A 21786-nucleotide genomic window follows, 5' to 3' on the forward strand; every position below is an offset into this window, starting at 1 on the left:
TGGCGATTCAGGACGACAACCCCGCGGGAGGCTCCATGACATCTGCAACTCGCCGGAACGAGACCGATACCGGCGCGGGCGTCTGCCCCTTCCACGGCGCCGGTGCACCGTCGATGGCGCCCAACGGCTGCCCCGTGTCGCCCCGTGCGGCGGCCTTCGACCCCTTCGACCGCCCCTACCAGCTCGACCCCGCCGAGGCGCTGCGCTGGTCCCGCGAGCAGGAGCCGGTGTTCTACAGCCCCCGGCTCGGCTATTGGGTGGTCAGCCGCTACGACGACATCAAGGCGATCTTCCGCGACAACCTCACCTTTTCGCCGTCGATCGCGCTGGAGAAGATCACCCCGGCGAGCGACGAGGCCCTGGCGGTGCTCGAGCGCTACGACTACGGCATGAACCGTACCCTGGTGAACGAGGACGAGCCGGCCCACATGGCGCGGCGCCGCGAGCTGCTGGACGCCTTCACGCCCGAGGCGCTGGAGGCCCATGCGCCGATGGTGCGCCGCCTGGTGCGCGAGAAGCTCGACGCCATCATCGACCGCGGCCGTGCCGACCTGGTCGCCGAGATGTTCTGGGAGGTGCCGCTCACCGTGGCGCTGCACTTCCTCGGCGTGCCCGAGGAGGACATGGAGCAGCTGCGCCGCTTCTCCGTCGCCCATACGCTGAATACCTGGGGGCGCCCCTCGCCGGAGCAGCAGGTCGAGGTGGCCGAGGGCGTCGGCAAGTTCTGGCAGTACTCCGGCGAGGTGTTGAGGAAGATGCAGGCCCGGCCGGAGGGTCACGGCTGGATGTACGACATGATCGAGAAGAACCGGCACAAGCCGGACATCGTTACCGACAACTACCTGCACTCGATGATGATGGCGATCATCGTCGCCGCCCACGAGACCACGGCGCTGGCCACCGCCAACGCCTTCCGCCAGCTGCTCTCGCGCCCCGCGGTGTGGGCCGATCTGTGCGACAACCCGGCGCTGATCCCCGCCGCGGCCGAGGAGTGCCTGCGCCACTCCGGCTCGGTGGTGGCCTGGCGGCGCATCGCCACTCGCGAGGTGGAAGTCGGCGGCGTGACCATCCCAGAGGGCGGCAGGATCCTGATGGTCACCGCTTCGGGCAATCACGATCCGGCCCACTTCGAGAACCCCGACGAGCTCGACATCTACCGCGACAACGCCGTCGACCATCTCACCTTCGGCTACGGCAGCCACCAGTGCATGGGCAAGAACCTAGGACGCATGGAGATGCGCATCTTCCTCGAGGAGTTCACCCGGCGCCTGCCGCACCTGGAACTCGAGGAGCAGGAATTCACCTTCCTGCCCAACACCTCCTTCCGCGGTCCCGAGGCGCTGTGGGTGCGCTGGGACCCGGTGCAGAATCCGGAGCGCCGCGACCCGGCGGTGCGCAGTGCCCAGCGCGACTTCCCCGTCGGGGCGCCGTCGCGTCAGGACATCGCCCGGGAAATGGTGGTTGCCAAGGTGCAGACGGCGGCCAAAGGCGTATTGCAGATCGCCCTGGAGGATCCGCATGGGCGTCGCGTGCCGGCGTGGAGCCCCGGCTCTCACGTCGACCTGATCGTCGGCGACTACGTGCGCAAGTATTCGCTGTGCGGCGAGGTGGACGATCCCTACTGGCTGCAGATCGCCGTGCTGCGCGAGGAGGCCGGGCGCGGCGGCTCGGCCTGGATCCACGAGCACCTGAAACCGGGCATGCCCCTGCGGCTGCGCGGGCCCAAGAACCACTTCCGCCTCGACGAATCGGCCGGCCGCTACGTGCTCATCGCCGGCGGCATCGGCATCACCCCGATCATCGCCATGGCCGACCGCTTGAAGCGGCTGGGCAAGTCGTACGAGCTGCACTATGCCGGTCGCTCGCGCGCCAGCATGGCCTTCGTCGAACGGCTCGAGCGCGACCACGGCGAAACGCTGCGGCTCTACCGCAAGGATCGAGGCGAGCGGCTCGACCTCGCCGCCCTGCTTGCCGAACCTAGCGAGAACACGCTGCTCTACGCCTGCGGCCCCGAGCGCCTGCTCGCGGCGCTCGAGGCCGGCACCCACCATTGGCCGGAAGGCAGCCTGCACGTCGAGCACTTCACCGCCGAGGGGGCACTGCTGGACCCGGAGCACGAGCACGCCTTCGAGGTCGAACTCACCGACTCCGAACTCGTCGTCGAGGTGGCCGCGGATCGCACCCTGCTGCAGGCCCTGCGCGCCGCCGGTGTCGACGTGCCCAGCGACTGCGAGGAGGGGCTGTGCGGCTCCTGCCAGGTCGAGGTGGTGGAGGGCGAGATCGACCATCGCGACAAGGTGCTCACCGCCGCCGAGCGCGCCGGCCAGGACCGGCTGATGAGCTGCTGCTCCCGGGCGAAAGGCAAAAGGCTGAAGCTTGCCCTCTGAGGCCGGCCATCGACCGTCCACCACAAGAGCAAATGACAAGAGCACGCAACCCTGACCATCGGGACTCACGAGGAACGACAATGAAAATGCACAAGCTCGCGACACTGACGACACTGACCGCACTCTCCCTGGGCGCCTTCCAGGGCGCCGCGGCCACCGAACTCACGGTGAGCACCTGGGCGGGACCCAACCACGGCGTCAACACCATCGTCTGGCCGACCTGGGGCAAGTGGGTGGAAGACGCCACCGAGGGGCGCGTGACCGTCAACGTGGTGCACGACATGGGGCCGCCCAACGCCCAGATGGAGCTGATCGCCGACGGCGTGGCAGACGTCACCTGGCTGTTCCACGGCCTGATGCCGGGGCGCTTCGAGCTGACCAAGCTCCCCGAGTTGCCGACCTTCGAGGAGTTCTCCTCCGAGGCCGCCTCGGTAGCCTACTGGCGCACCCACAACGAGCACTTCGCCGAGGCCGGCGAACACCGCGGCGTCGAGGTGATCGGCGTGGGCGTGCACGGCCCGGGCTCGCTGTTCCTCAACGAATCGATCGATAGCCTCGACGACCTCGACGGCAAGCGTGTACGAATCGGCGGCGGCGTGATGGGCGACATCTCCAATGCGCTGGCGCTTACCGGCGTGGCGCTGCCGCCGGCCAGCACCTACGAAGCGGCGACCCAGGGCGTGATCGACGGCGCCATGCTGACCCTGGAGGGGCTCAAGAGCTTCCGCCTGGCCGAGGTGCTGCCCTACACGGTGCAGATGCCGGGCGGCTTCTACCGCGGCAGCTTCTCGCTGGTGATCAATCCGGACACCTGGGCGTCGCTCTCCGACGAGGATCGCGAGGCGATCGAGGAAGTTTCCGGCGAGAAGCTTTCGCGGCTGTTCGGCTACATGATGGATGTGGTCGACGTGCGCGGCATCGAATTCGCCAAGGAGCAGGGCAATACCTTCGTCGAGCTGCCGGCCGGGGAGATCGAGCGCTTCCAGCAGATGGCGGCCGAGCTGCCCGATGCCTGGAAGGCGGCGGCGGCGGAGAAGGGCGTCGACGGCGAAGCCGCCGAGGGTTACTTCTACGAGCAGCTCGAGGCCGCCGAGGGCGAAGCGGGGCTCTCCGCCGACGAGGTGATCGATCCCGAAGCGTAACCGCGCCCTTTCCCTCACGCTTGTCCAACGCTTGCGAGCACGGCCCGGCCGTGCTCGCAGCGCTCTGGCAGGTACGACTTAAGTTTCAAATGAAACTATTTTGACCTCCGTCAATGCCGCCGAGCGTTCGTGGACCGATACTGGGACAAACGCACACAAAGGGAGAATCGTCATGTCCCAGGCAGCCAAGAGCACGTGGTGGAACCGTCTCTGCGAAGGCAGCTACCGCGCCTCCACCCGGCGGCTGGTACGCGATATCGAGGCGGAATCGCCCGGGGTCTACAGCGAGATGCTCAAGGATCTCGACACGCCGCTGGAGCCCGCCTTCGAACGCGAGATGGTACGCCACCTCGACCGCGGCGGCTTTCGCGCCTTCGCGCCGGCCGAGACCCTGATGCCGGTCATGCTGCAGCGCTTCGGCCTCGAGCCGGGCAGCGTCGCCGGGCACGCCAGCTACCCGAGCCTGCGCGGCAACTGCAACGCCTGCCCGGTGGCCGGCCACTGCTGGGGTGCCTTGCGCCGCAATGCGGGTGTCGACGAATGCCGTGCCTTCTGCCCCAACGCCGCCGCCTTCGAGCGGCTGGCCGAGACCGCCTGACGTCGCCCGTCGGCGATCACCACAGCGATAGCAGCACGCCGGCCAGGGCGCAGGCGCCCAGCACCTTGAGCATGCCCACGCCGAAGCGGAAGATCGCCAGCAGGGCTGCCACCGAGAGAACCAGGGCGGCCAGGTCCAGGCTGGCGACGTCGGGTATCAGCAGGCGCAGCCCCGCGCCGCGCCACTCGCCCACCTCGGCGAACACCACGTGCAGGCCGAACCACACCGCCAGGTTGAGCACGACGCCCACGACGGCCGCGGTGATGGCCGTCATGGCGCCGCTCAGCGCGGCGTTGTCGCGCAGGCGCTCCACGTAGGGGGCGCCGAGGAAGATCCACAGAAAGCAGGGCACGAAGGTGACCCAGGTGGTGAGGATCGCCGCCAGGGTGGCGGCCAGCCACGGATCGAGGGGGGCGGCGTCGCGAAACGCACCCATGAAACCGACGAACTGCACCACCTGGATCAGCGGGCCGGGGGTGGTCTCGGCCATGCCCAGGCCGTCGAGCATCTCACCCGGCGCCAGCCAGCCGTAGTGCTGCACCGCGGCCTGGGCCACGTAGCTCAGCACCGCGTAGGCGCCGCCGAAGGTTACCACCGCCATCCGGCTGAAGAAGGTGGCGATCTGGCTGAAGACGTTGTCCGGTCCCAGCGCCAGCAGCAGCAGGGCCACCGGCGTCAGCCAAAGCGTCAGACAGATCGCCGATATCTTGAGCGACCAGGCACGGTCGGGCCGCGCGTGGTCGGGCAGCTCGGCGCCCAGCAGGGAGGCGCCGTCGGCCAGGCCGCTCGCCCCCTCCGCGCCAGGGCCGCCGCCGACACGAAACAGGGGGGAGCCGGCCTTGCCGCCGACGAAACCGATCAGCGCCGCGCCCAGGATGATCAGCGGAAAGGCGATATCGAGAAAGAAGATCGCCACGAAGGCGGCTGCGGCAATGCCCAGCATCACATTGTTGCGCAGGGCGCGCTTGCCGATGCGCACCACTGCATTGACGACGATGGCCAGCACCGCCGCTTTCAGCCCGAAGAACAGCCCCTCCACCATGCCCACGTTGCCCAGCGCGGCATACAGGTAACTCAGCGCCAGGATAGCAATGAAACCGGGCAGCACGAACAGCGTGCCGGCCACTAGCCCGCCCTTGGTGCGATGCATCAGCCAGCCGATATAGATCGCCAGCTGCTGCGCCTCTGGCCCCGGCAGCAGCATGCAGTAGTTGAGCGCGTGCAGGAAGCGATGCTCGCCGATCCAGCGCTGCTCCTCGACCAGGATGCGATGCATCACCGCGATCTGACCGGCCGGGCCGCCGAAGCTGAGCAGGGCGATGCGCAGCCAGACGCGGACAGCCTCGCGGAAGGGAACGTCGTGCGGCAGGGGCGGTGGCATGCGGTCTCCCGTCAGGTCAGGGGCGAAGCGAAAGAACGCCTATCCTAACCGCGACAGATGATGGCGTCGTGTGGCTACGGTATTCACTGCCGCCGACACAGCGCCACCAGCCGCGCCTTGGAGGGCACGCCGAGCTTGGCGTAGGCGCGCTTGCGGTAGGTTTCGGCAGTGGAGAGGGCGATATCGAGTTCGGCGGCGGCGGTCTTGAGGGTATGGCCGCGCAGCAGGTAGAGGCACAGCTGGCGCTCGCGTTCGGAGAGCGGCGCGAGGATGGCCGCCTCCTCGGGGCTCGCCCGCTGCGACGAGACGGGCCTGGCCTGGGCGTAGTGGCGGCGCATCAAGCTGGCCAGCAGCGGCGCCAGGGCATCCAGCCGCGACAGGTCGTGGGGCGCGAAGGGGCCGGCCTTACTGCCACGGTAGAGGTTGAGATAATAGACGCTCTGCTCGCCGGGCAGGGTCAGCGAGACCTTGTCGACCAGATCGGGGAAGGCGAACAGGTGGCTGCGATAGGCTTCCGGCATGGCGTCAACCTGCATCGGCGTGATTTCGGCGTCGCTCTGCTCGCCCTCGTCAGCCATCAGCTGGCGCAGGCGCTGGTAGTTGGGGTCCTGGCGGAACAGGCCGCCGGTGTAGAGCTCCGCCAGGCGATCGGCCATGCGCGGCGCGCGCCGGTTGTCCGCCAGCAGGCAGTCGACCTCGTCGCGACCGTCGAAGGCGAACACCATGCACTGCTCGATGCCCACCGCCTGGCGCAGCAGGGCCAGCAGCGCCTCGTCGAAGCCCGCCTCGCCCAGCCGCGCCACGCACTCGGCCATGGCCGGCATCAGCCCCGGCCAGTCGGTGGTTTGCTCGTTGCTGGTTTCCATTCGTCGCTGCCTCTCGCCGCGTGCTGTCCCGGCTTTTGCGGGACACCGGTCGGGTCGCTCCCGGGGTAGTCTGTCGCTAGATACCACGCCAACAGGAGCCGCCCATGCGACCCGCCGGACGCGCCGAGACCGACTCGCTCTATTTCGATTATCCCCACTTTCCCTTCGTTCGTCCCCCCGAGCTGGAGGGTCGGGCGGTGCGTCATCGGGTGGCCATCGTCGGTGCCGGTCCGGTGGGCGTCACCGCCGCGCTGGAGCTGGCGCGCCACGGCATCGCGTCGGTAGTGCTCGACGACAAGGCCACCGTCAATGACGGCTCGCGGGCGATCTGCCTCTCCCGCCACAGCCTGGAGATCCTGCAGCAGCTCGGCGTCGAGGCCCCCTTCGTGGCCAAGGGCCTGGGCTGGACCCGGGGCCGCACCTACTTTCGCGACCGCGAGATCTTCCGCTTCGAGATGCCCCACTCCGAGCAGGAGCGCTTCCTGCCGATGATCAACCTGCAGCAGCAGTACATCGAGAAGTTCCTGATCGACAAGGCCGCCGAGAGCGAGCCTGTCGAGCTGCGCTGGCAGAGCGCGGTGACCGGCGTGAGCCAGGATGCGAGCGGCGTGAGCCTGGAGGTGAGTACCCCCGAGGGCGACTATCGCCTCGCCTGCGACTACCTGCTGGCCGCCGACGGCGCCCGCAGCGTGGCGCGCAAGGCACTGGGCCTCGCCCTGCACGGCGAGGCCTACGAGGGCCGCTACGTGATCGCCGACATTCGCCTGCGCTCCGACTTTCCCACCGAGCGGCGCGCCTTCTTTCACTCCCACGCCCTGCCTGGTACCACTATCCTGGTGCACAAGCAGCCCGATGACATCTGGCGCATCGACTACCAGCTCGGCCCCGAGGAAGACCCGGACCAAGCGGTGGAGGAGGCCAGCATCCGCGAGCGGGTGAGCCTGATCGTGCGCGAGGTACTGGGCGAGGGCGACGCCTGGGAGCTCGAGTGGTGGAGCCTCTACAAGGCGCACACCCTGGCGCTGGACGACTATCGCCACGGCCGCGTGCTGTTCATCGGCGACAGCGCCCACCTGGTGCCGATCTTCGGCGTGCGCGGCCTCAACAACGGCCTGGCCGACGCCGCCAACGCCGGCTGGAAGCTGGCCTGGGTGCTCCAGGGGCGGGCGCCCGAGCGGCTGCTCGACAGCTACAGCCCCGAGCGGCGCGGCGCCACGCTGGACGTCTTCGCCAATGCCGGCAAGAGCACCCGCTTCATGACGCCGCCGAGCCGGGGCTACCGGCTGATGCGCGACGCCGCCCTGACGCTGGCGCTCGACAACGACTACGCCAGCGGCTTCGCCAACCCACGCCAGGTCACGCCCTACACCTACGCCGAGAGCCGGCTGACCCTGCCCGACGACGCCGATTTCGAGGCCGGGCCGATCCCCGGCGCGCCGCTGCCTAACCGCCGGCTGGGCGAGGACGACTACCTGCTCGATCATCTAGGCAGCGGCTTCACCCTGCTGCACTTCAGTCGAAATGGCGATGTTGATTCGGCACTGGCCGAGCGGTTGGCCGCGTTGCAGGCTCGGGGCCAGGCCGTCGAGCTGCTGCGCGTGGCCCGCGAGCCGGGCGACGAGGGCGCACTGGTGGATCGCGACGGTGGCCTGTTCGCCGCCTATGGCGCCGAGTCCGGCAGCGCCTACCTGGTGCGCCCCGACCGCCACGTGGCGGCGCGCTGGAAGCGCCTCGCCCCCGCCGACCTCGAACCCGCCCTCGTCACCGCTTTGGGAGGTAAATGAGATGACCGCTACCACACTGCCCTTCGCCGAACTGGAGCGGGTCTACGAAACGCTGGCCGAGACCCTGGACTCGCTCCCCGAGAATCAGGAACGGCTGTTCCTCGCCCAACTGGCGCTGGCGCTGGCCCATCGCGTCGGCGACGTCGAGCGGGTGATGGTCGCCATCGAGGAAGCGCGCCGCGGTGTGGAGGAGGCTGGCGCGGGCTAGCGGGGATGGCCCCGCCGGGAAGTGCTCGCGACTTGAGCGTGGTCAAGGCGAGATCCGGCAGGGGCGCTATCGTCAAAGGTGGGCTGCAGAGGAATGCCTCGATGAGTTCACCTCGACCCTCCGGCAAGACGCGGTCGCCGTCGGGCGGCACGCTGCCGCTGCGCGACTATCTCGAAGGCGAGCGAGCGCTGCTCGAGCTGCGCTGCTGCGAGCCCAGGGCGTTGAGCATGATGATCCACGACCTGGCCCATCCCATGAGCCCCTCGCTGGAACAGGCCATCGCGCGCTGCCTGGTCGACAGGGAGCTGGAGTTCGCTCCTGCCGAAACCCTGCTGCCCGTGATGATGCGGCGCTTCGGCCTCGACCCGGTTGCCTGCGGCCGCGACCCGGCCATCCATGCCCTGCGTACCGTGTGCAGCGCCTGCTCGAAAGTCGCGACCTGCTGGCTGGCGCTGCGCCAGAATGCGCCTGCGCAAGCGTGCCGGGCCATGTGTCCCAACGCCGAGGCGCTCGAAGGGCTGGCGGCCCGCTCGCAGGACGACGGAACGATTCGGTAAGCCTGCCTGGCTCAGACAGTAGCCGCGCCCAGCCGCGTCAGCAGGTCGTCGATCATGGCGATCTTGGCCTCGGCCTCGCGAATCTGGGCGCGGAACGTCTCGCGCTTGTCCCTCAGTCGGCTTTCCAGCTCGTCGCAGAAGGGGGGCTCGGGGCGGAAGCGCGGCATTGCCTCGCGGATCTCGTCGAGGCTGAACTCCAGCTCGCGGGCGCGGCGCACGAAACGCAGCTCCGCCAGGGTCTGCTCCGTGTACTCGCGATAGCCGTTGTCGCGCCTGAGCGGCGGCGTGATCACGCCGCGCTTCTCGTAGAATCGTATGGTGTCGCGGCCGAGCCCGCTGGCCTTCTCCAGTTCACCGATCCGCATGGGGAAAAACGCCTTGACTATGGAGTTGGCTCCACACCTTACCATGGTTTGATGTGCCCGCATGGGGCGATCACGAGACATGGTGAGGAGGCAACGAGATGGCACCCAAGCTCGAGGAGCGCCAGGTAGAGACCGGTGACGGCGTGGCCATTGCCGCGCGTTTCGTCACCCCGGCAAATCCCACGGCGGCGGTGCTGATCGCTCCGGCCATGGGCGTGCCCCAGCGCTTCTATGCCCCGCTGGCGCAGTGGCTGGCGAGGCAAGGGATGGCCGTGGCCACCTTCGACTATCGCGGCATGGGGGCCTCGCGTCCGTCGCATCTCAGAGGCTTCGAAGCCACCATCCTCGACTGGGCGCGCTTTGATGCCGCGGCGATGCTCGAGGCGCTGGAGCGACAGGCGCCGGGGCTGCCGCGCTACTGGATCGGCCACAGCCTTGGCGGGCAGATTCCGCCGCTGGTGCCGGGGCACGAGCGGCTCGAGCGCATCGTTACCGTGGCCTGCGGCAGCGGCTACTGGCGCGAGAACGCACCGGCGCTGAAGCGGCGTGTGTGGCTGTTCTGGTTCGGTGCCGTGCCCCTGCTCACGCCGCTGCTGGGCTATTTTCCCGGCCAGCGGCTCAACATGGTGGGCGACCTGCCCCGCGGCGTGGTCGAGCAGTGGCGGCGCTGGTGCCTCGACCCGGAATACGCGGTGGGGGCGGAGTCCGGCGTGCGCGAACGCTTCGCCGCCGTGCGTACGCCGGTGGTCTCGCTCTCCTTCAGCGACGACGACTTCATGTCGGCGCGCAACACCGAGTCACTGCACGGTTTCTACGCCAACGCGCCGCGCATCCTGCTGCGCATCCGACCCCGGGAGGCGGGCCTGGCCCGTATCGGCCACTTCGGCTTCTTCCGCGCCGAGCACGAGCAGGCGCTGTGGCAGCGTTACCTGCTGCCGGCACTGCAGGGCCGCCTGGCGCAAACCGCGGCAACGGACACGTTCGTGCGGCCGTGAGTCAGGCCGGCACTTCCTGCTCCAGCAGCGCTGCCACCGCCTCGCCGACGTGCCTGAGGCCGGCTTCGACGGCGGGCGTCATCGCCGCGGCATAATTCAGGCGCAGGCAGTGGCGAAACTTGCCCGAGGCCGAGAACAGCGAGCCCGGCGTGATGTGCAGCCCCTCGCCCATCAGTTGCTCGTTGAGGCGCACGCAGTCGACGGCGCCCGGCAGCTCCAGCCACAGCAGGAAGCCGCCCTGGGGATAGCTGACCCCGGTACCGGGCGGGAAGTAGCGCAGCACCCAGTCGATCATGATGTCGCGATGCCGGCGGTACTGGCGCACCATCTCGCGCAGGTGGCGTTCGTAGTGGCCGTGCTGGACGAACTCGGCCACGGCGAGCTGCGGCAGCGTGGCCGAGGCGCCGGTGGAGACGTACTTCATGTGCAGCGCCTGGTCGCGGTAGCGCCCCGGCGCCATCCAGCCCACCCTTAGCCCGGGCACCAGCGTCTTGGAGAAGGCGCTGCACAGCAGCACCCGGCCGTCGTCGTCGAAGCTCTTGAGCGTGCGCGGCCGGGGCGTATCGAAGGCGAGGTCGCCATAGATGTCGTCCTCGACGATGGCCACGTCGAAGCGCTGTGCCAGCGCCACCAGGGCCTGCTTGCGCGCCTCGGGCATGGTGTAGCCGAGCGGGTTGTTGCAGGTGGGCGTGACCTGGATCGCCTTGATCGGCCACTGTTCCAGCGCCAGCTCCAGCGCTTCGAGGCTGATGCCCGTGCGCGGGTCGGTGGGGATCTCCAGCGCCTTGAGCTTGTGGGCCTTGAGGATCTGCATGGTGCCGTAGAAGCTCGGCGAATCCACGGCCACCACGTCGCCGGGCTCGGTCAGGGTGCGCAGGGCCAGCGACAGCGCCTCCTGGCAGCCGGTGGTGATGAGCACGTCGTCGGGATGCAGCAGGCAGCCCGACTTGTCGGCCAGGCGCACGATCTGGCGGCGCAGCTCGAGGCTGCCCGGCAGGCTGTCGTAGTTGAGCCCATGAGCCGCCACGTGCCGGTGCAGGGTGGCCAGCTGGCTCTGCAGCGGGCGCAGGCTGGCGGCCGCGAGATCCGGAATGCCGCGCCCCAGCATCAGCAGGCGGTCCTCCTCGGGAGCGCGCGCCACCAGCTCCAGTACCTGGTCCCACTGGGAGACGTCGAGCGGGCGCTGGGCCGGGCGCGACACCTTCGGTAGCACGCTCGGGGTCGGCCGCGGCAGCACATAGTAGCCCGAGCGGGGACGGGCTTCGGCCAGGCCGGACGCCTCGAGTCGCCGGTAGGCCTCCTGCGCCGTGGAGACACTGACGCCAAGCTCGCGGCAGAGCGCGCGCACGGAGGGTAGCCGGTCGCCGACGCGATACTGCCCCTGCTCGATGCGCTGGGCCAGGGCCTGTGCCACCTGATCGTAACGTTTCATGACAGAGTCGCCAAACTGTTCCTGCGTACGGTACAGAAGAGGAAATTGCGGACGATACAGAGCCAGAATAGCCCCAACTGTATCGTAAAACTAATTTTATATTGAATCTGTATTGGTTTTTTGCACGCACGTAGCCTGTCAGAACCCACCGACAGGAGACGCCGCCATGTTTCTCGAACGCTTCATTCAACTGTCCCGCTGGATCAGGAGCCGGCAACGGCGCCACCGTACCCGCTGCGACCTGCGCCATCTCGACGACCATCTGCTGGCCGATATCGGGCTCGACCGGGCCACGGTCGAGCGTGAGGTGCGCAAGCCGTTCTGGCGTTGAGGTCCAGGGCGTGACGGGAACCCCCGACGCTGCGCGATGCCCTAAGAAGGAGGAGGCGAGCCACCAGGCAGCCAAGGAGGAGCCAGCCATGATAGAGACGCTACCGGCCCCCGAATACGTGGCGGCGTTTCGCATCTCGGGCACGCTGCACAGCGCGGACTACGACGTACTGATCCCTGCCATCGAGTCGAAGCTCGAGCACAACGAGCATATCGGCGTGCTGGCCGACATGACCGACTTCGACCACATGACGGCCGGCGCCCTGCTGCGCGACCTGGCCTACGCCATGAGCAAGCTGGGCGAATATCACCGCTTCAAGCGTGCCGCGGTGATCGCCGACAAGCGCTGGATCGAGACGACCACCAAGCTGGCCGCCAAGCTGTTCCCCAATACCGAAGCGCGCCTGTTCCATGCCGGTGAGCTGGAGGAGGCCATGCGCTGGGTCGCCGGCTTTCGCCGCGACCTGATCAACGGCGGGTTATGAAGGCGCGGTAGCGGCGGCCCGCTCGCCGTGCCACTGGCGCAGCAGCCAGGCGAAGGCCAGCCCCAGCGCGAGCAGCCACAGCCCGGCGCCGGCCAGCAGCCAGCCGCTGTCGGCCAGGCGTAGCACCAGCCCGCCGAGGCTGACGCCTACCGACTGACCGAGGAACAGGCAGCCGGCGAACACCGCCATGGCGGTGCCGCGCATGGTCGGGGCCATCTGAGTGGCGTTGATCTGCAGCGTGCTGTGCATCATGTAGAAACCCAGCCCGGCGGCGAAGGCGCCAGCGGTGGCCAGGGCCGGCAGCGGGGATAGCGCCAGCCCGACGAAGCCGAGCCCCATCAGCACGCCGCCGCCCGCGGCCAGGCCCGGCTCTCCCAGTCGGGCGACCAGCGTTCGCGCCAGGGCCGCGAAAATCAGCCCGCCCACGCCGAACAGTGCCACCATCAGTCCCGCCTGGGTCAACGAGACCTCCAGGCTGTTGTAGAGGTGGCTGGCGACGAAGGCCAGCGCGCCGAAGGCGGCGATCCCCTCGAGAAATACCAGTGCCAGGATGCGCCGGGCGCGGGCGATCAGCAGCACCTCGCGAATGCGCGAGAAGAAGGCGATGCGGCCCTGCTCGGCCTTGGGTGGCGACAGGGCCGGCTGGCGCCGCAGGGCTTCGAGCAGCAGCCCGCCTGCGGCGACGAACAGCAGCGTGAGCAGCATGAATGCCGCCTGCCAGCCCAGCGTGTCGGCCAGGAAACCGCCCGCCACCTGCCCCGAGATCAGTCCCAATACCGCGCCCGATAGCATGTGAGCCAGGGTGACCTGGCGCCGCTCGTAGGGCACGTTGTCGCCCACCCAGGCCATGGAGAGCGGGATGATCGCCGCGGCGGTGGCGCCGTTCAGGGTGCGGAACAGCAGCAACATGGGCAGCGACTCGGCCAGCGCCGAGCCCAGCGCGCCCACGGCACAGGCCAGGGTGGCCAGGCCGATCACCCGCAGGGTGCCGTGGCGGTCGCCCAGCGGGCCGTAGGCGAGCTGCATCACGCCGTAGGCGATGGCGAACAGGGTGATGTTCTGCGCCACATCGGCCACCGGCCGGGCGAAGGCCTGCGACAGTGCCGGCAGCATGGCGTCGGTGACGCGCATCGAGGCCATGCTGGCGAAGCCGGCCAATGCCAGCAGCAGGATGACGAGGCGGGGCGCTGCGCTGCCGCTCATCGCGACGAACCTGCCTGGCCGGCGGCCGCCGCCTGACTGGCAGGCCGCACCAGCAGCAGATAGGCCAACAGGGAGAGTACACCGCCCAGGCCGATGGAGACGGCCATGGTCAGCGAGGTGCCGTCGTGGAAGCGGCCGACCAGCGCCCCGCCGAGGGCGGCGAGGGTCATCTGCAGGAAGCCGAACAGCGAGGAGGCCGAGCCGGCGCACTGCGGGTTCGGCGCCAGTGCCCCGGACATGCTCTGCGGCATGACGATGCCGAAACCGACCAGAAACAGGATGTGCGGCCCGATCACCGCCCACGGCGTGTAGATCGCCGCCGCCGCCAGACCGGCCATGGTGAGACCGGCCAGCGCGCAGATCGAGGTGGCCAGCAGCAGCAGTCGGTCACGGCCCAGGCGGTGGCTGAAGCGCCCGCTGATCAGGGTACCGCTGAAGAAACCGGCGACGATCAACGTGAAGCCGATCCCATAGCCGAAGGGCGACATGCCCATGAACTCGATCAGCACGAAGGAGGAGCCGGAGAGAAACGCGAACAGGCCGGTGAAGCCGCTGGCGTTGACCAGCGTATAGCCCATGAATGCACGCTGACCGAGCAGCATGCGGTAATTCTGCAGGATGGTGGCGGGATGCACCGACTGGCGATTCTCCCGCGCCAGCGGTTCCGGCATGAGAAAGGCGAGCACCAGCAGCATCGCCGCGGCGTAGATCGTCAACAGCACGAAGATCGATTCCCAGCCGAAGAACAGCAGCAGCCCCGCGCCGACGATGGGGGCCAGGGCGGGGGCGAGCGCCATGGTGCTGGCCATGTAGGAGAGCACGCGTCCGGCCTCGATGGGGCCATGGATGTCGCGCACCGCGGCACGGCCCAGCACCGGGCCGGCGGCGCCGCCCAGCGCCTGCAGGAAGCGCCCGGCCAGCAGCCACTCGATGCTCGGTGCGAAGGCGCACAGCAGGCTGGCCAGTAGGAACAGGCCGAAGCCGGCGATCATCACCGGCCTGCGCCCGAAGCGGTCGGAGATCGGGCCGCAGAACAGCTGGGCCACGGCGAAGCCGGCCATGTACAGGCTCAGCGTCAGCTGGATCTGGTCGGGACCGGTGTCGAGCGCCGCGGCCATCGCCGGCATCGCCGGCAGGTACATGTCGGTGGCCAGCGGACCCAGCGCGGTCAGCGCCGCCAGCGTGATCACCATGGCGGGGGACTTCAGCCTCAGCACGTCGCATTCTCCTGAAGTGGCAAACAACGATCGGCGGGCGCCGCTTCCCCGCTCGGTGTGGAGCCTGAGGTTGCGGTGCCCGCCAGTCGTTAGCCTGCTTATTGTAGCCGAAATCGCTCGCGATATCCTGCGCCAGGAGCCGACCTTTTCGTTTCATTTGAAACTATATAAGGGGGCGGCCTCGACCGCAACGGCTTGGCGATCGGTCAAATCCGACAGACGGCTAGTCGAAACGATCCCAGTGGGGGGGATCGCCGAAGTAGCCGTCAAGGAAGTCGACGAAGCAGCGTACCTTGCTCGCCAGCAGTTGGCGATGGGCATACACCGCATAGAGCGACATCGGCTCGGGCTCGTGCTCCGCCAGGATGACCTGCAGTTTTCCTTCCTTGATCGCGGAACCCGAGATGAAGGTGGGCTGCAGGGCGAGGCCGCCACCGGCGATGGCCGCTTCGACCAGTACATCGCCATTGTTGCTGATGAAGTCGCTGTTGACCTGGTCGCCGCGCTGCGGGTCGTGCCCCGGCAGCCAGCGCAGCAGCGACTCACCGGCCTCCTGCTCCATGTAGCTGTAGCGCAGGTAGCGATGCGCCTCGAGGTCTTCCGGGCACCGGGGCGTACCGTACCGCTTCAGATACTCGGGTGAGGCGCACAGCACCAGGCGGATCGGTGCGATCCGCTTGGCGATCAACGAGGAACTCTTCAGGTGGCCGATGCGCAGGGCGACGTCGAATCCCTCCTCGACGATGTCGACCTTGCGGTCGTTCAGCTGCAGGTCGATGCCGACGGCGGGATGGGCGCGCTGAAAGTCGCTCAGCAACGGGGCCAGGTGGCGGATGGCGAAGGAGACCGGGGCGCTGATACGCAGCCGGCCCCGGGCCTGGGTCTGCAGGTCGCCAAGCTGATGCTCCATGTCGTCCACGTCGTTGAGCAGTTGCTGGGCGCGCGGGTAGAGGCGTGCGCCGGCCTCGGTCAGGTGGCTCTTGCGGGTGGTGCGGTTGAGCAGTCGCACCCCCAGACGCTGCTCGAGCTGCGAGACGTACTTGCTGACGAGCTGGGGGGAGAGCTCCAGCCGCTCGGCGGCACGGGTGAAGCTGCCTTCGCTGACGACCGTGACGAAGGCGCGCATGGCATCGATACGATCCATCGGTTCCTCACAGAGAATGGATGCCTACATTATCAACGTAACGTTGCTAATGATCCAACGAATGCCCTCTTAGTTTCGCTATTTGGCGATAGTAAAGTGGCGTCATCCCCTCGGGGCGAGCCCCGTGACACGACCACAGAAACCGATTCGAGGTAACCATCATGAACACACGATTCGTCCAGGCCCTGTTTTCCTCCCGCAGTGGCGTGGCCGCCCTGGTCCTGCGGGTCCCGGTGGGGCTGATCCTGGCCGCCCACGGCGCGCAGAAGCTGTTCGGCTGGTTCGGCGGCTACGGCCTGGAAGGCACCGGCCAGTGGCTGGCGAGCATCGGCCTGGCGCCGGGCTATCTGATGGCGCTGCTGGCCGGTGGCGCCGAGTTCTTCGGCGGGCTGGCGCTGGTGCTGGGCCTGCTGACCCGCCCGGCGGCGCTGGTATCGGCCTTTACCATGCTGGTGGCGATTTTCGCCGTGCATATCGGCAACGGTCTGTTCATGGCCAACAACGGCTACGAATACGCCTTGACCCTGTTCGTCGCCACCCTGGCCCTGGCCATTCAGGGCGGCGGACGGTTCGCACTGGACAGCCTGCTGGCACAGCGCTTCGTGGGTGCCCAGCGGCGCGCCGCCACCGGGCGGTGAGCGGCGGATCGCCGCGCGAGTGTCATCGACCCTTCGCTCCTTCCTCCCTGAGGGGAAGGGGCTCGTCACAGGAGAAGAGCATGCTGGTCAACGGTGTCTGGCAAGAGAACTGGCAGCCGGTACAGGCGAAGGATGAGCAGGGGCGCTTCCTCCGCCAGACTTCGTCGTTTCGCCACTGGGTCACCCCCGACGGGGCGCCGGGCCCCACCGGGGCGGGAGGCTTCAAGGCCGAGAAGGGGCGCTATCGGCTCTATGTCGCCTATATCTGCCCCTGGGCGTCACGCACGCTGATGGCACGGACGCTGAAGGGGCTCGAGGAGGTGATCGAGGTCACCGTCGTCAACCCCCGGCTGACCGACCAGGGCTGGCGGTTCGGCGGCTACCCCGGCGCCGATGAGGACACGCTCCACGGCGTGCGCTACCTGCACGAGCTCTATACTCGCGCCGATCCGCAGATCTCCGGGCGCGCCACCGTGCCGGTACTGTGGGACAAGCAGACCGGGACCATCGTCAACAACGAGTCCGCCGATATCGTGCGGATGCTGAACGGCGCCTTCGTCGGGATCGTGGACCAGGGGCCGGACCTCTACCCGGCCGACCTGGCCGCCGAGATCGAGGCCCTGAACGCCTATCTGTACACCGACCTGAACAATGGCGTGTACCAGGCCGGTTTCGCCTCCAGCCAGCAGGCCTACGAGGAGGCCTACGGCAAGGTCTTCGCCGCGCTGGACGAACTGGAGTCGCGGCTCGCCGACGGGCGTGCCTATCTGTTCGGCGAACGCCTGACCGAGAGCGACCTGCGCCTGTTCGTGACCCTGGTGCGCTTCGATGCCGCCTATCACGGCCTGTTCAAGTGCAACCGCAACACGCTACGCGCCATGCCGGGCCTGCACGCCTACATGCACCGCATCCTGGCCCTCGACGGCATCGCCGCCACCGTGCGCCTCGATCATATCAAGGCGGGCTATTATTCCATCAAGGCGCTGAATCCCGGCGGAATCGTGCCGGCAGGGCCCGGCAAGCTCTGATGAGGGCCGGTCCGTCATCACCATGAGCGACCAGGAGGAGCGTCAGCCGTGAGCCATACCACCGATGTGCTGTTCATTTCCCACGGCGGCGGCCCGCTGCCGCTGCTGGGCGACCCGGGCCACCGCGAGATGGTGGCCCGGCTCACCGAGATCGCCGGCCAGCTGCGCCGGCCCTCGGCCATTCTGGTCATCAGCGCCCACTGGGAAGCGGCGGTGCCGACCATCACCGCGGGGGCCAACCCGGCGCTCATCTACGACTATTACGGCTTTCCGCCCGAGTCCTACGAGATCGAATACCCCTGCCCCGGCGAGCCGGCGCTGGCGCGGCAGATCCACCAGGCGCTGAGGCAGGCCGGGTTGCCGGCACGGCTCGACGAGCACCGGGGCTTCGACCATGGGCTGTTCGTGCCGCTCAAGCTGATGTATCCGGAGGCGGACATCCCCTGCGTGCAGCTGTCGCTGGTCGACAGCCTGGATGCCGCGACGCACCTGGCCATCGGCAGGGCGCTACGGGCGCTGGAGGTCGACGACCTGCTGGTGATCGGGTCGGGATTCTCCTTCCACAACATGCAGGCGTTCTTCGCACCCGCCACGCCGGAGCTCGATGCCCGCAACCAGGCCTTCGAGGCGTGGCTCGAGGAGACCTGCAGCGACGCACGCCTCACCGAAGCGCAGCGCACCGAACGCCTGCTGCAGTGGGAACGCGCGCCCCACGCCCGGTTCTGTCACCCCCGCGAGGAGCACCTGTTGCCGCTGCACGTGTGCTACGGCCTGGCGGGCCAGCCCAGCGAGACCCACGTCTCGGCCACGATCCTCGGCAAGCGATCGGGAATGTTCTACTGGCGGCTCGAACACTGAGCGCCGGGGCGCAAGGGCGCCCGGAACGGGAGCGGGCACGCTGCCTGGAGAGCCGCGTGCCCGCTTTCGTCGGCTGCGCCTTCAACCGGCGTCCGGCTGCTCGCCCGGGGCGGCCTTGGCGAAGGCGTCCAGCGCTCGGCAGCGCTCGGTGATGCGCCGGAGCGTCGGATATGCGGAGAGGTCGCACTCGAAGCGCTCGGCGTTGAACACCTGCGGCACCAGGCAGACATCCGCCAGGCTCGGGCTGTCGCCGTGGCAGAACGCGCCGGTGGCGGCTTCGCTGGCCAGCCTTGCCTCCAGCGCGGTGAAACCCTCGGCGATCCAGTGGCGGTACCAGGCCAGCTTGGCCTCGTCGTCCAGCTTCAGCTCGTGCACCAGGTACTTGAGCACCTTGAGGTTGTTGAGCGGATGGATCTCGCAGGCGACGAGCTGGGCCAGCGAGCGCACCCGGGCACGGCCCTCGGCATCCGACGGCAGCAGCGGCGGCTCGGGGTGGCGCTCCTCCAGGTACTCGCAGATCGCCAGCGACTGGGTCAGTTGGGTGCCGTCGTCGGTCTCGAGCACCGGCACCAGCCCCTGGGGGTTGTGAGTGCGGAAGTCGTCGCTCTTCTGCTCGCCCTTGACCAGGTTGATCGCTACCTGCTCGTACGCCAGCCCCTTGAGGTTGAGCGCGATGCGCACCCGGTAGGCCGCCGAGGAGCGGAAATAGCCATATAGCGTGGTCATACGTGGCTCCTTGTGTCGCGTCACTTCGGCTGGTACTTGACCACCTGCTGGTCGATGGCGCCGAAGATGCTGTTGCCCTGGCGGTCGAACATCTCGATGCGCACCCGGTCGCCGAAGCGCAGGAAGGGCGTCCTGGCCGCGCCGTGCAGGATCTGCTCCACCATGCGCACCTCGGCCAGGCAGCTGTAGCCCACGCCGCCGTCGGCGACCGGCTTGCCGGGGCCGCCGTCGGGGTCGGGGTTGGAGACGGTGCCCGAGCCGACGATGGCCCCGGCGCCCAGGTAGCGGGTCCTGGCCGCATGCGCGACCAGCTGCGGGAAGCTGAAGATCATGTCCGGGCCGGCCTCGGGCTCGCCGAACTTCTCGCCGTTGAGGTGCACCGTCAGCGGCAGGTGGACCTTACCCTCCTGCCAGGCGTCGCCCAGCTCGTCGGGAGTGACGCAGATCGGCGAGAAGCTCGAGGCCGGCTTGGCCTGGAAGAAGCCGAAGCCCTTGGCCAGCTCGCCCGGGATCAAGCCGCGCAGGCTGACGTCGTTGACCAGCATGATCAGCTTGATGTGGCCGGCGGCCTGCTCCGGGGTGACTGCCATGGGCACGTCGTCGGTGATCACCGCGATCTCGCCCTCGAAGTCGATGCCGTGCTCCTCGCTGACCGCCTCGATGTCCTCGGTGGGGGCCAGGAACTTGTCGCCGCCGCCCTGGTACATCAGCGGGTCGGTCCAGAAGGTCTCGGGCATCTCGGCGTTGCGCGCCTGGCGCACCAGCTTGACGTGGTTGAGGTAGGCGGAACCGTCAGCCCAGTGGTAGCTGCGCGGCAGCGGCGAGTGGAGCTTGCTCTGGTCAAGGTCGAAGGCGCCATTGGCGCTGCCGTCGTTGAGTTCGGCGTAGCGCGCCTCCAGCCTGGGGCTCACGGTGTTCCAGCTCTCGATCGCCTGCTGCAGGGTGGCGGCGATGTCGGTGGCGGAGACGGCGCGGGTCAGGTCGCGGGAGACCACCAGCAGTTCGCCGTCGCGGCCGTTTTTCAAAGTGGCGAGTTTCATCTTGGCTCCATCCTTTCGTCAGGGGCGGGGCGCGTCGGCCCCGTCCGGTTCGGCGTTTCGTCTCTCGGGCTATTCAGGATCGCTCAAGGCTGTCAGGGCTGCTTGGGATCGAAGTGCGAGCGCAGCGTCGACCACACGTCGACATAGTCGCGCTGGCGAATGTCCGCGTTCAGCGCCGCTTCGGTGGGATGGTAGACGTAGCGGCTCTCGAACATGAAGGCCAGGGTCGCATCCAGGCGCTGCGGTGTCAGCTCGGCGTTGGAGGCCTTCTCGAAGGTCTCGGCGTCGGGGCCGTGGGGCGACATGCAGTTGTGCAGGCTGGCGCCGCCGGGCAGGAAGCCCTCGGCCTTGGCGTCGTACTCGCCGTGGATCAGGCCCATGAACTCGCTCATCAGGTTGCGATGGAAGTAGGGCGGGCGGAAGGTGTTCTCGGCCACCATCCAGCGCGGCGGGAAGATCACGAAGTCGATGTTGGCCATCCCCGGGGTGTCGGAGGCCGAGGTCAGCACGGTGAAGATCGAGGGGTCGGGGTGGTCGAAGCTCACCGTGTTGATGGTGTTGAAGCGCGCCAGGTCGTACTTGTAGGGCGCGTAGTTGCCGTGCCAGGCCACCACGTCGAGCGGCGAATGGCCGAGCCTGGTCACCCAGAAGCGGCCGGAGAACTTGGCCACCAGCTCGAAGTCGCCCTCCATGTCTTCAAAAGCGGCCACGGGGCTCTCGAAATCGCGCGGGTTGGCCAGGCCGTTGGCACCGATGGGGCCGAGGCCGGGCAGTTCCAGCGGGCTGCCGTAGTTCTCGCAGACATAGCCGCGGGCGGCGTCGCTTCCCTCGGCCAGGCGTACCTGGAACTTCATGCCGCGGGGGATCACCGCGATCTCGCCGCCGGCGACCTCGAGTTCGCCGAGTTCGGTACGCAGGCGCAGGCTGCCCTGCTGCGGCACGAGCAACAGCTCGCCGTCGGCGTCGTAGAAGAAGCGCTCGGTCATGTCGCGGTTGAAGGCGTAGACGTGCACGCCGCAGCCGGCCTGGGTGCCGGCATCGCCGTTGACGGCAATCGTCAGCAGGCCGTCGACGAAGTCGGTGGGCTCGGCGGGCATCGGCAGCGGGTCCCAGCGCATCTGGTTGGGATCGGCGGCGGGCCTGGCCAGCGGCGAGGTGGCCACCCGGCCGTTCTCCAGCGGCGTATAGGCGCTCTGCACCACCGAGGGGCGGATGCGGTAGAGCCAGCTGCGCAGGTTCTCGTGGCGCGGCGCGGTGAAGGCCGAGCCGGTCAGCTGCTCGGCGTAGAGGCCGTAGGCGCACTTCTGGGGCGAGTTCTGGCCCACCGGCAGGGCGCCGGGCAGCGCCTCGCTGGCGAAGTGGTTGCGAAAGCCGCTCTGGTACTCGAGTGTCGTCGTCATGG

22 protein-coding genes are annotated in these 21786 nt (G+C 68.4%); 12 read left to right on the forward strand and 10 right to left on the reverse strand.

Annotated features, from left to right (window positions below):
• The first annotated feature begins 35 nt into the window (after nt 1-35).
• The 3 genes from HNO51_RS00255 to HNO51_RS00265 all read left to right on the forward strand — a co-directional run bounded on the left by HNO51_RS00255 (nt 36) and on the right by HNO51_RS00265 (nt 4127).
• Nucleotides 36-2387 (forward strand): cytochrome P450/oxidoreductase, encoded by a 2352-nt coding sequence (locus HNO51_RS00255; protein WP_209538228.1) that lies wholly within the window; start codon nt 36-38, stop codon nt 2385-2387.
• Between the two features lie 86 nt (nt 2388-2473).
• Nucleotides 2474-3529: a TRAP transporter substrate-binding protein gene (locus tag HNO51_RS00260; RefSeq protein WP_209539142.1), complete on the forward strand. Its 1056-nt coding sequence runs from the start codon at nt 2474-2476 to the stop codon at nt 3527-3529.
• A gap of 172 nt (nt 3530-3701) precedes the next feature.
• Nucleotides 3702-4127, forward strand: a complete 426-nt coding sequence (locus tag HNO51_RS00265) for a hypothetical protein (protein WP_209538229.1) — start codon at nt 3702-3704, stop codon at nt 4125-4127.
• A gap of 16 nt (nt 4128-4143) precedes the next feature.
• On the opposite strand, the gene chrA is transcribed toward HNO51_RS00265, so the two are convergent.
• Both chrA and HNO51_RS00275 read right to left on the reverse strand, forming a co-directional pair.
• Nucleotides 4144-5508, reverse strand: a complete 1365-nt coding sequence (chrA, locus tag HNO51_RS00270; RefSeq protein ID WP_209538230.1) for a chromate efflux transporter — start codon at nt 5506-5508, stop codon at nt 4144-4146.
• Between the two features lie 83 nt (nt 5509-5591).
• Nucleotides 5592-6374: a helix-turn-helix transcriptional regulator gene (locus tag HNO51_RS00275; protein WP_197449110.1), complete on the reverse strand. Its 783-nt coding sequence runs from the start codon at nt 6372-6374 to the stop codon at nt 5592-5594.
• Between the two features lie 104 nt (nt 6375-6478).
• On the opposite strand from HNO51_RS00275, the gene HNO51_RS00280 reads away from it, so the two are divergent.
• From HNO51_RS00280 to HNO51_RS00290, 3 genes are all read left to right on the forward strand, one after another.
• Nucleotides 6479-8158, forward strand: coding sequence for an FAD-dependent monooxygenase (locus HNO51_RS00280; RefSeq protein ID WP_209538231.1), 1680 nt, complete (start codon nt 6479-6481; stop codon nt 8156-8158).
• Between the two features lies 1 nt (nt 8159).
• Complete coding sequence (locus HNO51_RS00285; RefSeq protein WP_197449112.1) at nt 8160-8366, forward strand: DUF2783 domain-containing protein; 207 nt, start codon at nt 8160-8162, stop codon at nt 8364-8366.
• Between the two features lie 101 nt (nt 8367-8467).
• Entirely contained in the window at nt 8468-8923 is a 456-nt protein-coding gene (locus tag HNO51_RS00290) for a hypothetical protein (RefSeq protein WP_209538232.1), read from the forward strand.
• 11 nt (nt 8924-8934) lie between these two features.
• Here the strand turns inward: HNO51_RS00290 and HNO51_RS00295 are convergent, their stop codons facing one another.
• Nucleotides 8935-9288, reverse strand: a complete 354-nt coding sequence (locus tag HNO51_RS00295; RefSeq protein ID WP_197449114.1) for a MerR family transcriptional regulator — start codon at nt 9286-9288, stop codon at nt 8935-8937.
• A 98-nt stretch (nt 9289-9386) separates the two neighbouring features.
• Between HNO51_RS00295 and HNO51_RS00300 the strand changes: the two genes are divergently transcribed.
• Nucleotides 9387-10283 (forward strand): alpha/beta hydrolase family protein, encoded by an 897-nt coding sequence (locus HNO51_RS00300; RefSeq protein WP_209538233.1) that lies wholly within the window; start codon nt 9387-9389, stop codon nt 10281-10283.
• Nucleotide 10284: 1 nt separating this feature from the next.
• On the opposite strand, the gene HNO51_RS00305 is transcribed toward HNO51_RS00300, so the two are convergent.
• A complete protein-coding gene (locus HNO51_RS00305) occupies nt 10285-11715 on the reverse strand; it encodes an aminotransferase-like domain-containing protein (protein WP_209538234.1) in 1431 nt (476 codons plus the stop codon).
• A gap of 166 nt (nt 11716-11881) precedes the next feature.
• On the opposite strand from HNO51_RS00305, the gene HNO51_RS00310 reads away from it, so the two are divergent.
• Nucleotides 11882-12046, forward strand: a complete 165-nt coding sequence (locus HNO51_RS00310) for a DUF1127 domain-containing protein (RefSeq protein ID WP_197449117.1) — start codon at nt 11882-11884, stop codon at nt 12044-12046.
• 88 nt (nt 12047-12134) lie between these two features.
• Entirely contained in the window at nt 12135-12530 is a 396-nt protein-coding gene (locus HNO51_RS00315) for a SpoIIAA family protein (RefSeq protein ID WP_197449118.1), read from the forward strand.
• On the opposite strand, the gene HNO51_RS00320 is transcribed toward HNO51_RS00315, so the two are convergent.
• The 3 genes from HNO51_RS00320 to HNO51_RS00330 all read right to left on the reverse strand — a co-directional run bounded on the left by HNO51_RS00320 (nt 12525) and on the right by HNO51_RS00330 (nt 16094).
• A complete protein-coding gene (locus HNO51_RS00320; RefSeq protein ID WP_197449119.1) occupies nt 12525-13733 on the reverse strand; it encodes an MFS transporter in 1209 nt (402 codons plus the stop codon). The genes HNO51_RS00315 and HNO51_RS00320 overlap by 6 nt on opposite strands.
• Nucleotides 13730-14950: a multidrug effflux MFS transporter gene (locus HNO51_RS00325; protein ID WP_197449120.1), complete on the reverse strand. Its 1221-nt coding sequence runs from the start codon at nt 14948-14950 to the stop codon at nt 13730-13732. Before HNO51_RS00325 ends, HNO51_RS00320 begins: the two co-directional genes overlap by 4 nt.
• A 223-nt stretch (nt 14951-15173) precedes the next feature.
• Nucleotides 15174-16094 (reverse strand): LysR family transcriptional regulator, encoded by a 921-nt coding sequence (locus tag HNO51_RS00330; protein ID WP_197449121.1) that lies wholly within the window; start codon nt 16092-16094, stop codon nt 15174-15176.
• A 161-nt stretch (nt 16095-16255) separates the two neighbouring features.
• Here HNO51_RS00330 and HNO51_RS00335 point away from each other — a divergent pair, with 161 nt between their 5' ends.
• The 3 genes from HNO51_RS00335 to HNO51_RS00345 all read left to right on the forward strand — a co-directional run bounded on the left by HNO51_RS00335 (nt 16256) and on the right by HNO51_RS00345 (nt 18618).
• Complete coding sequence (locus HNO51_RS00335; protein ID WP_197449122.1) at nt 16256-16732, forward strand: DoxX family protein; 477 nt, start codon at nt 16256-16258, stop codon at nt 16730-16732.
• An 80-nt stretch (nt 16733-16812) separates the two neighbouring features.
• Nucleotides 16813-17760 (forward strand): glutathione S-transferase family protein, encoded by a 948-nt coding sequence (locus HNO51_RS00340; protein WP_197449123.1) that lies wholly within the window; start codon nt 16813-16815, stop codon nt 17758-17760.
• A 48-nt stretch (nt 17761-17808) separates the two neighbouring features.
• Entirely contained in the window at nt 17809-18618 is an 810-nt protein-coding gene (locus HNO51_RS00345) for a DODA-type extradiol aromatic ring-opening family dioxygenase (protein ID WP_234283669.1), read from the forward strand.
• Nucleotides 18619-18699: 81 nt separating this feature from the next.
• Here the strand turns inward: HNO51_RS00345 and maiA are convergent, their stop codons facing one another.
• The 3 genes from maiA to hmgA all read right to left on the reverse strand — a co-directional run bounded on the left by maiA (nt 18700) and on the right by hmgA (nt 21784).
• A complete protein-coding gene (gene maiA / locus HNO51_RS00350; protein ID WP_209538235.1) occupies nt 18700-19344 on the reverse strand; it encodes a maleylacetoacetate isomerase in 645 nt (214 codons plus the stop codon).
• Nucleotides 19345-19364: 20 nt separating this feature from the next.
• On the reverse strand, nt 19365-20384 hold the full coding sequence (locus HNO51_RS00355) for a fumarylacetoacetate hydrolase family protein (protein WP_209538236.1): 1020 nt from the start codon (nt 20382-20384) through the stop codon (nt 19365-19367).
• Nucleotides 20385-20476: 92 nt separating this feature from the next.
• Nucleotides 20477-21784 (reverse strand): homogentisate 1,2-dioxygenase, encoded by a 1308-nt coding sequence (gene hmgA / locus HNO51_RS00360; RefSeq protein ID WP_209538237.1) that lies wholly within the window; start codon nt 21782-21784, stop codon nt 20477-20479.
• Nucleotides 21785-21786: the final 2 nt, after the last annotated feature.

The organism is Billgrantia sulfidoxydans (assembly GCF_017868775.1).
GTDB classification, from domain to species: Bacteria; Pseudomonadota; Gammaproteobacteria; order Pseudomonadales; family Halomonadaceae; genus Halomonas; species Halomonas sulfidoxydans.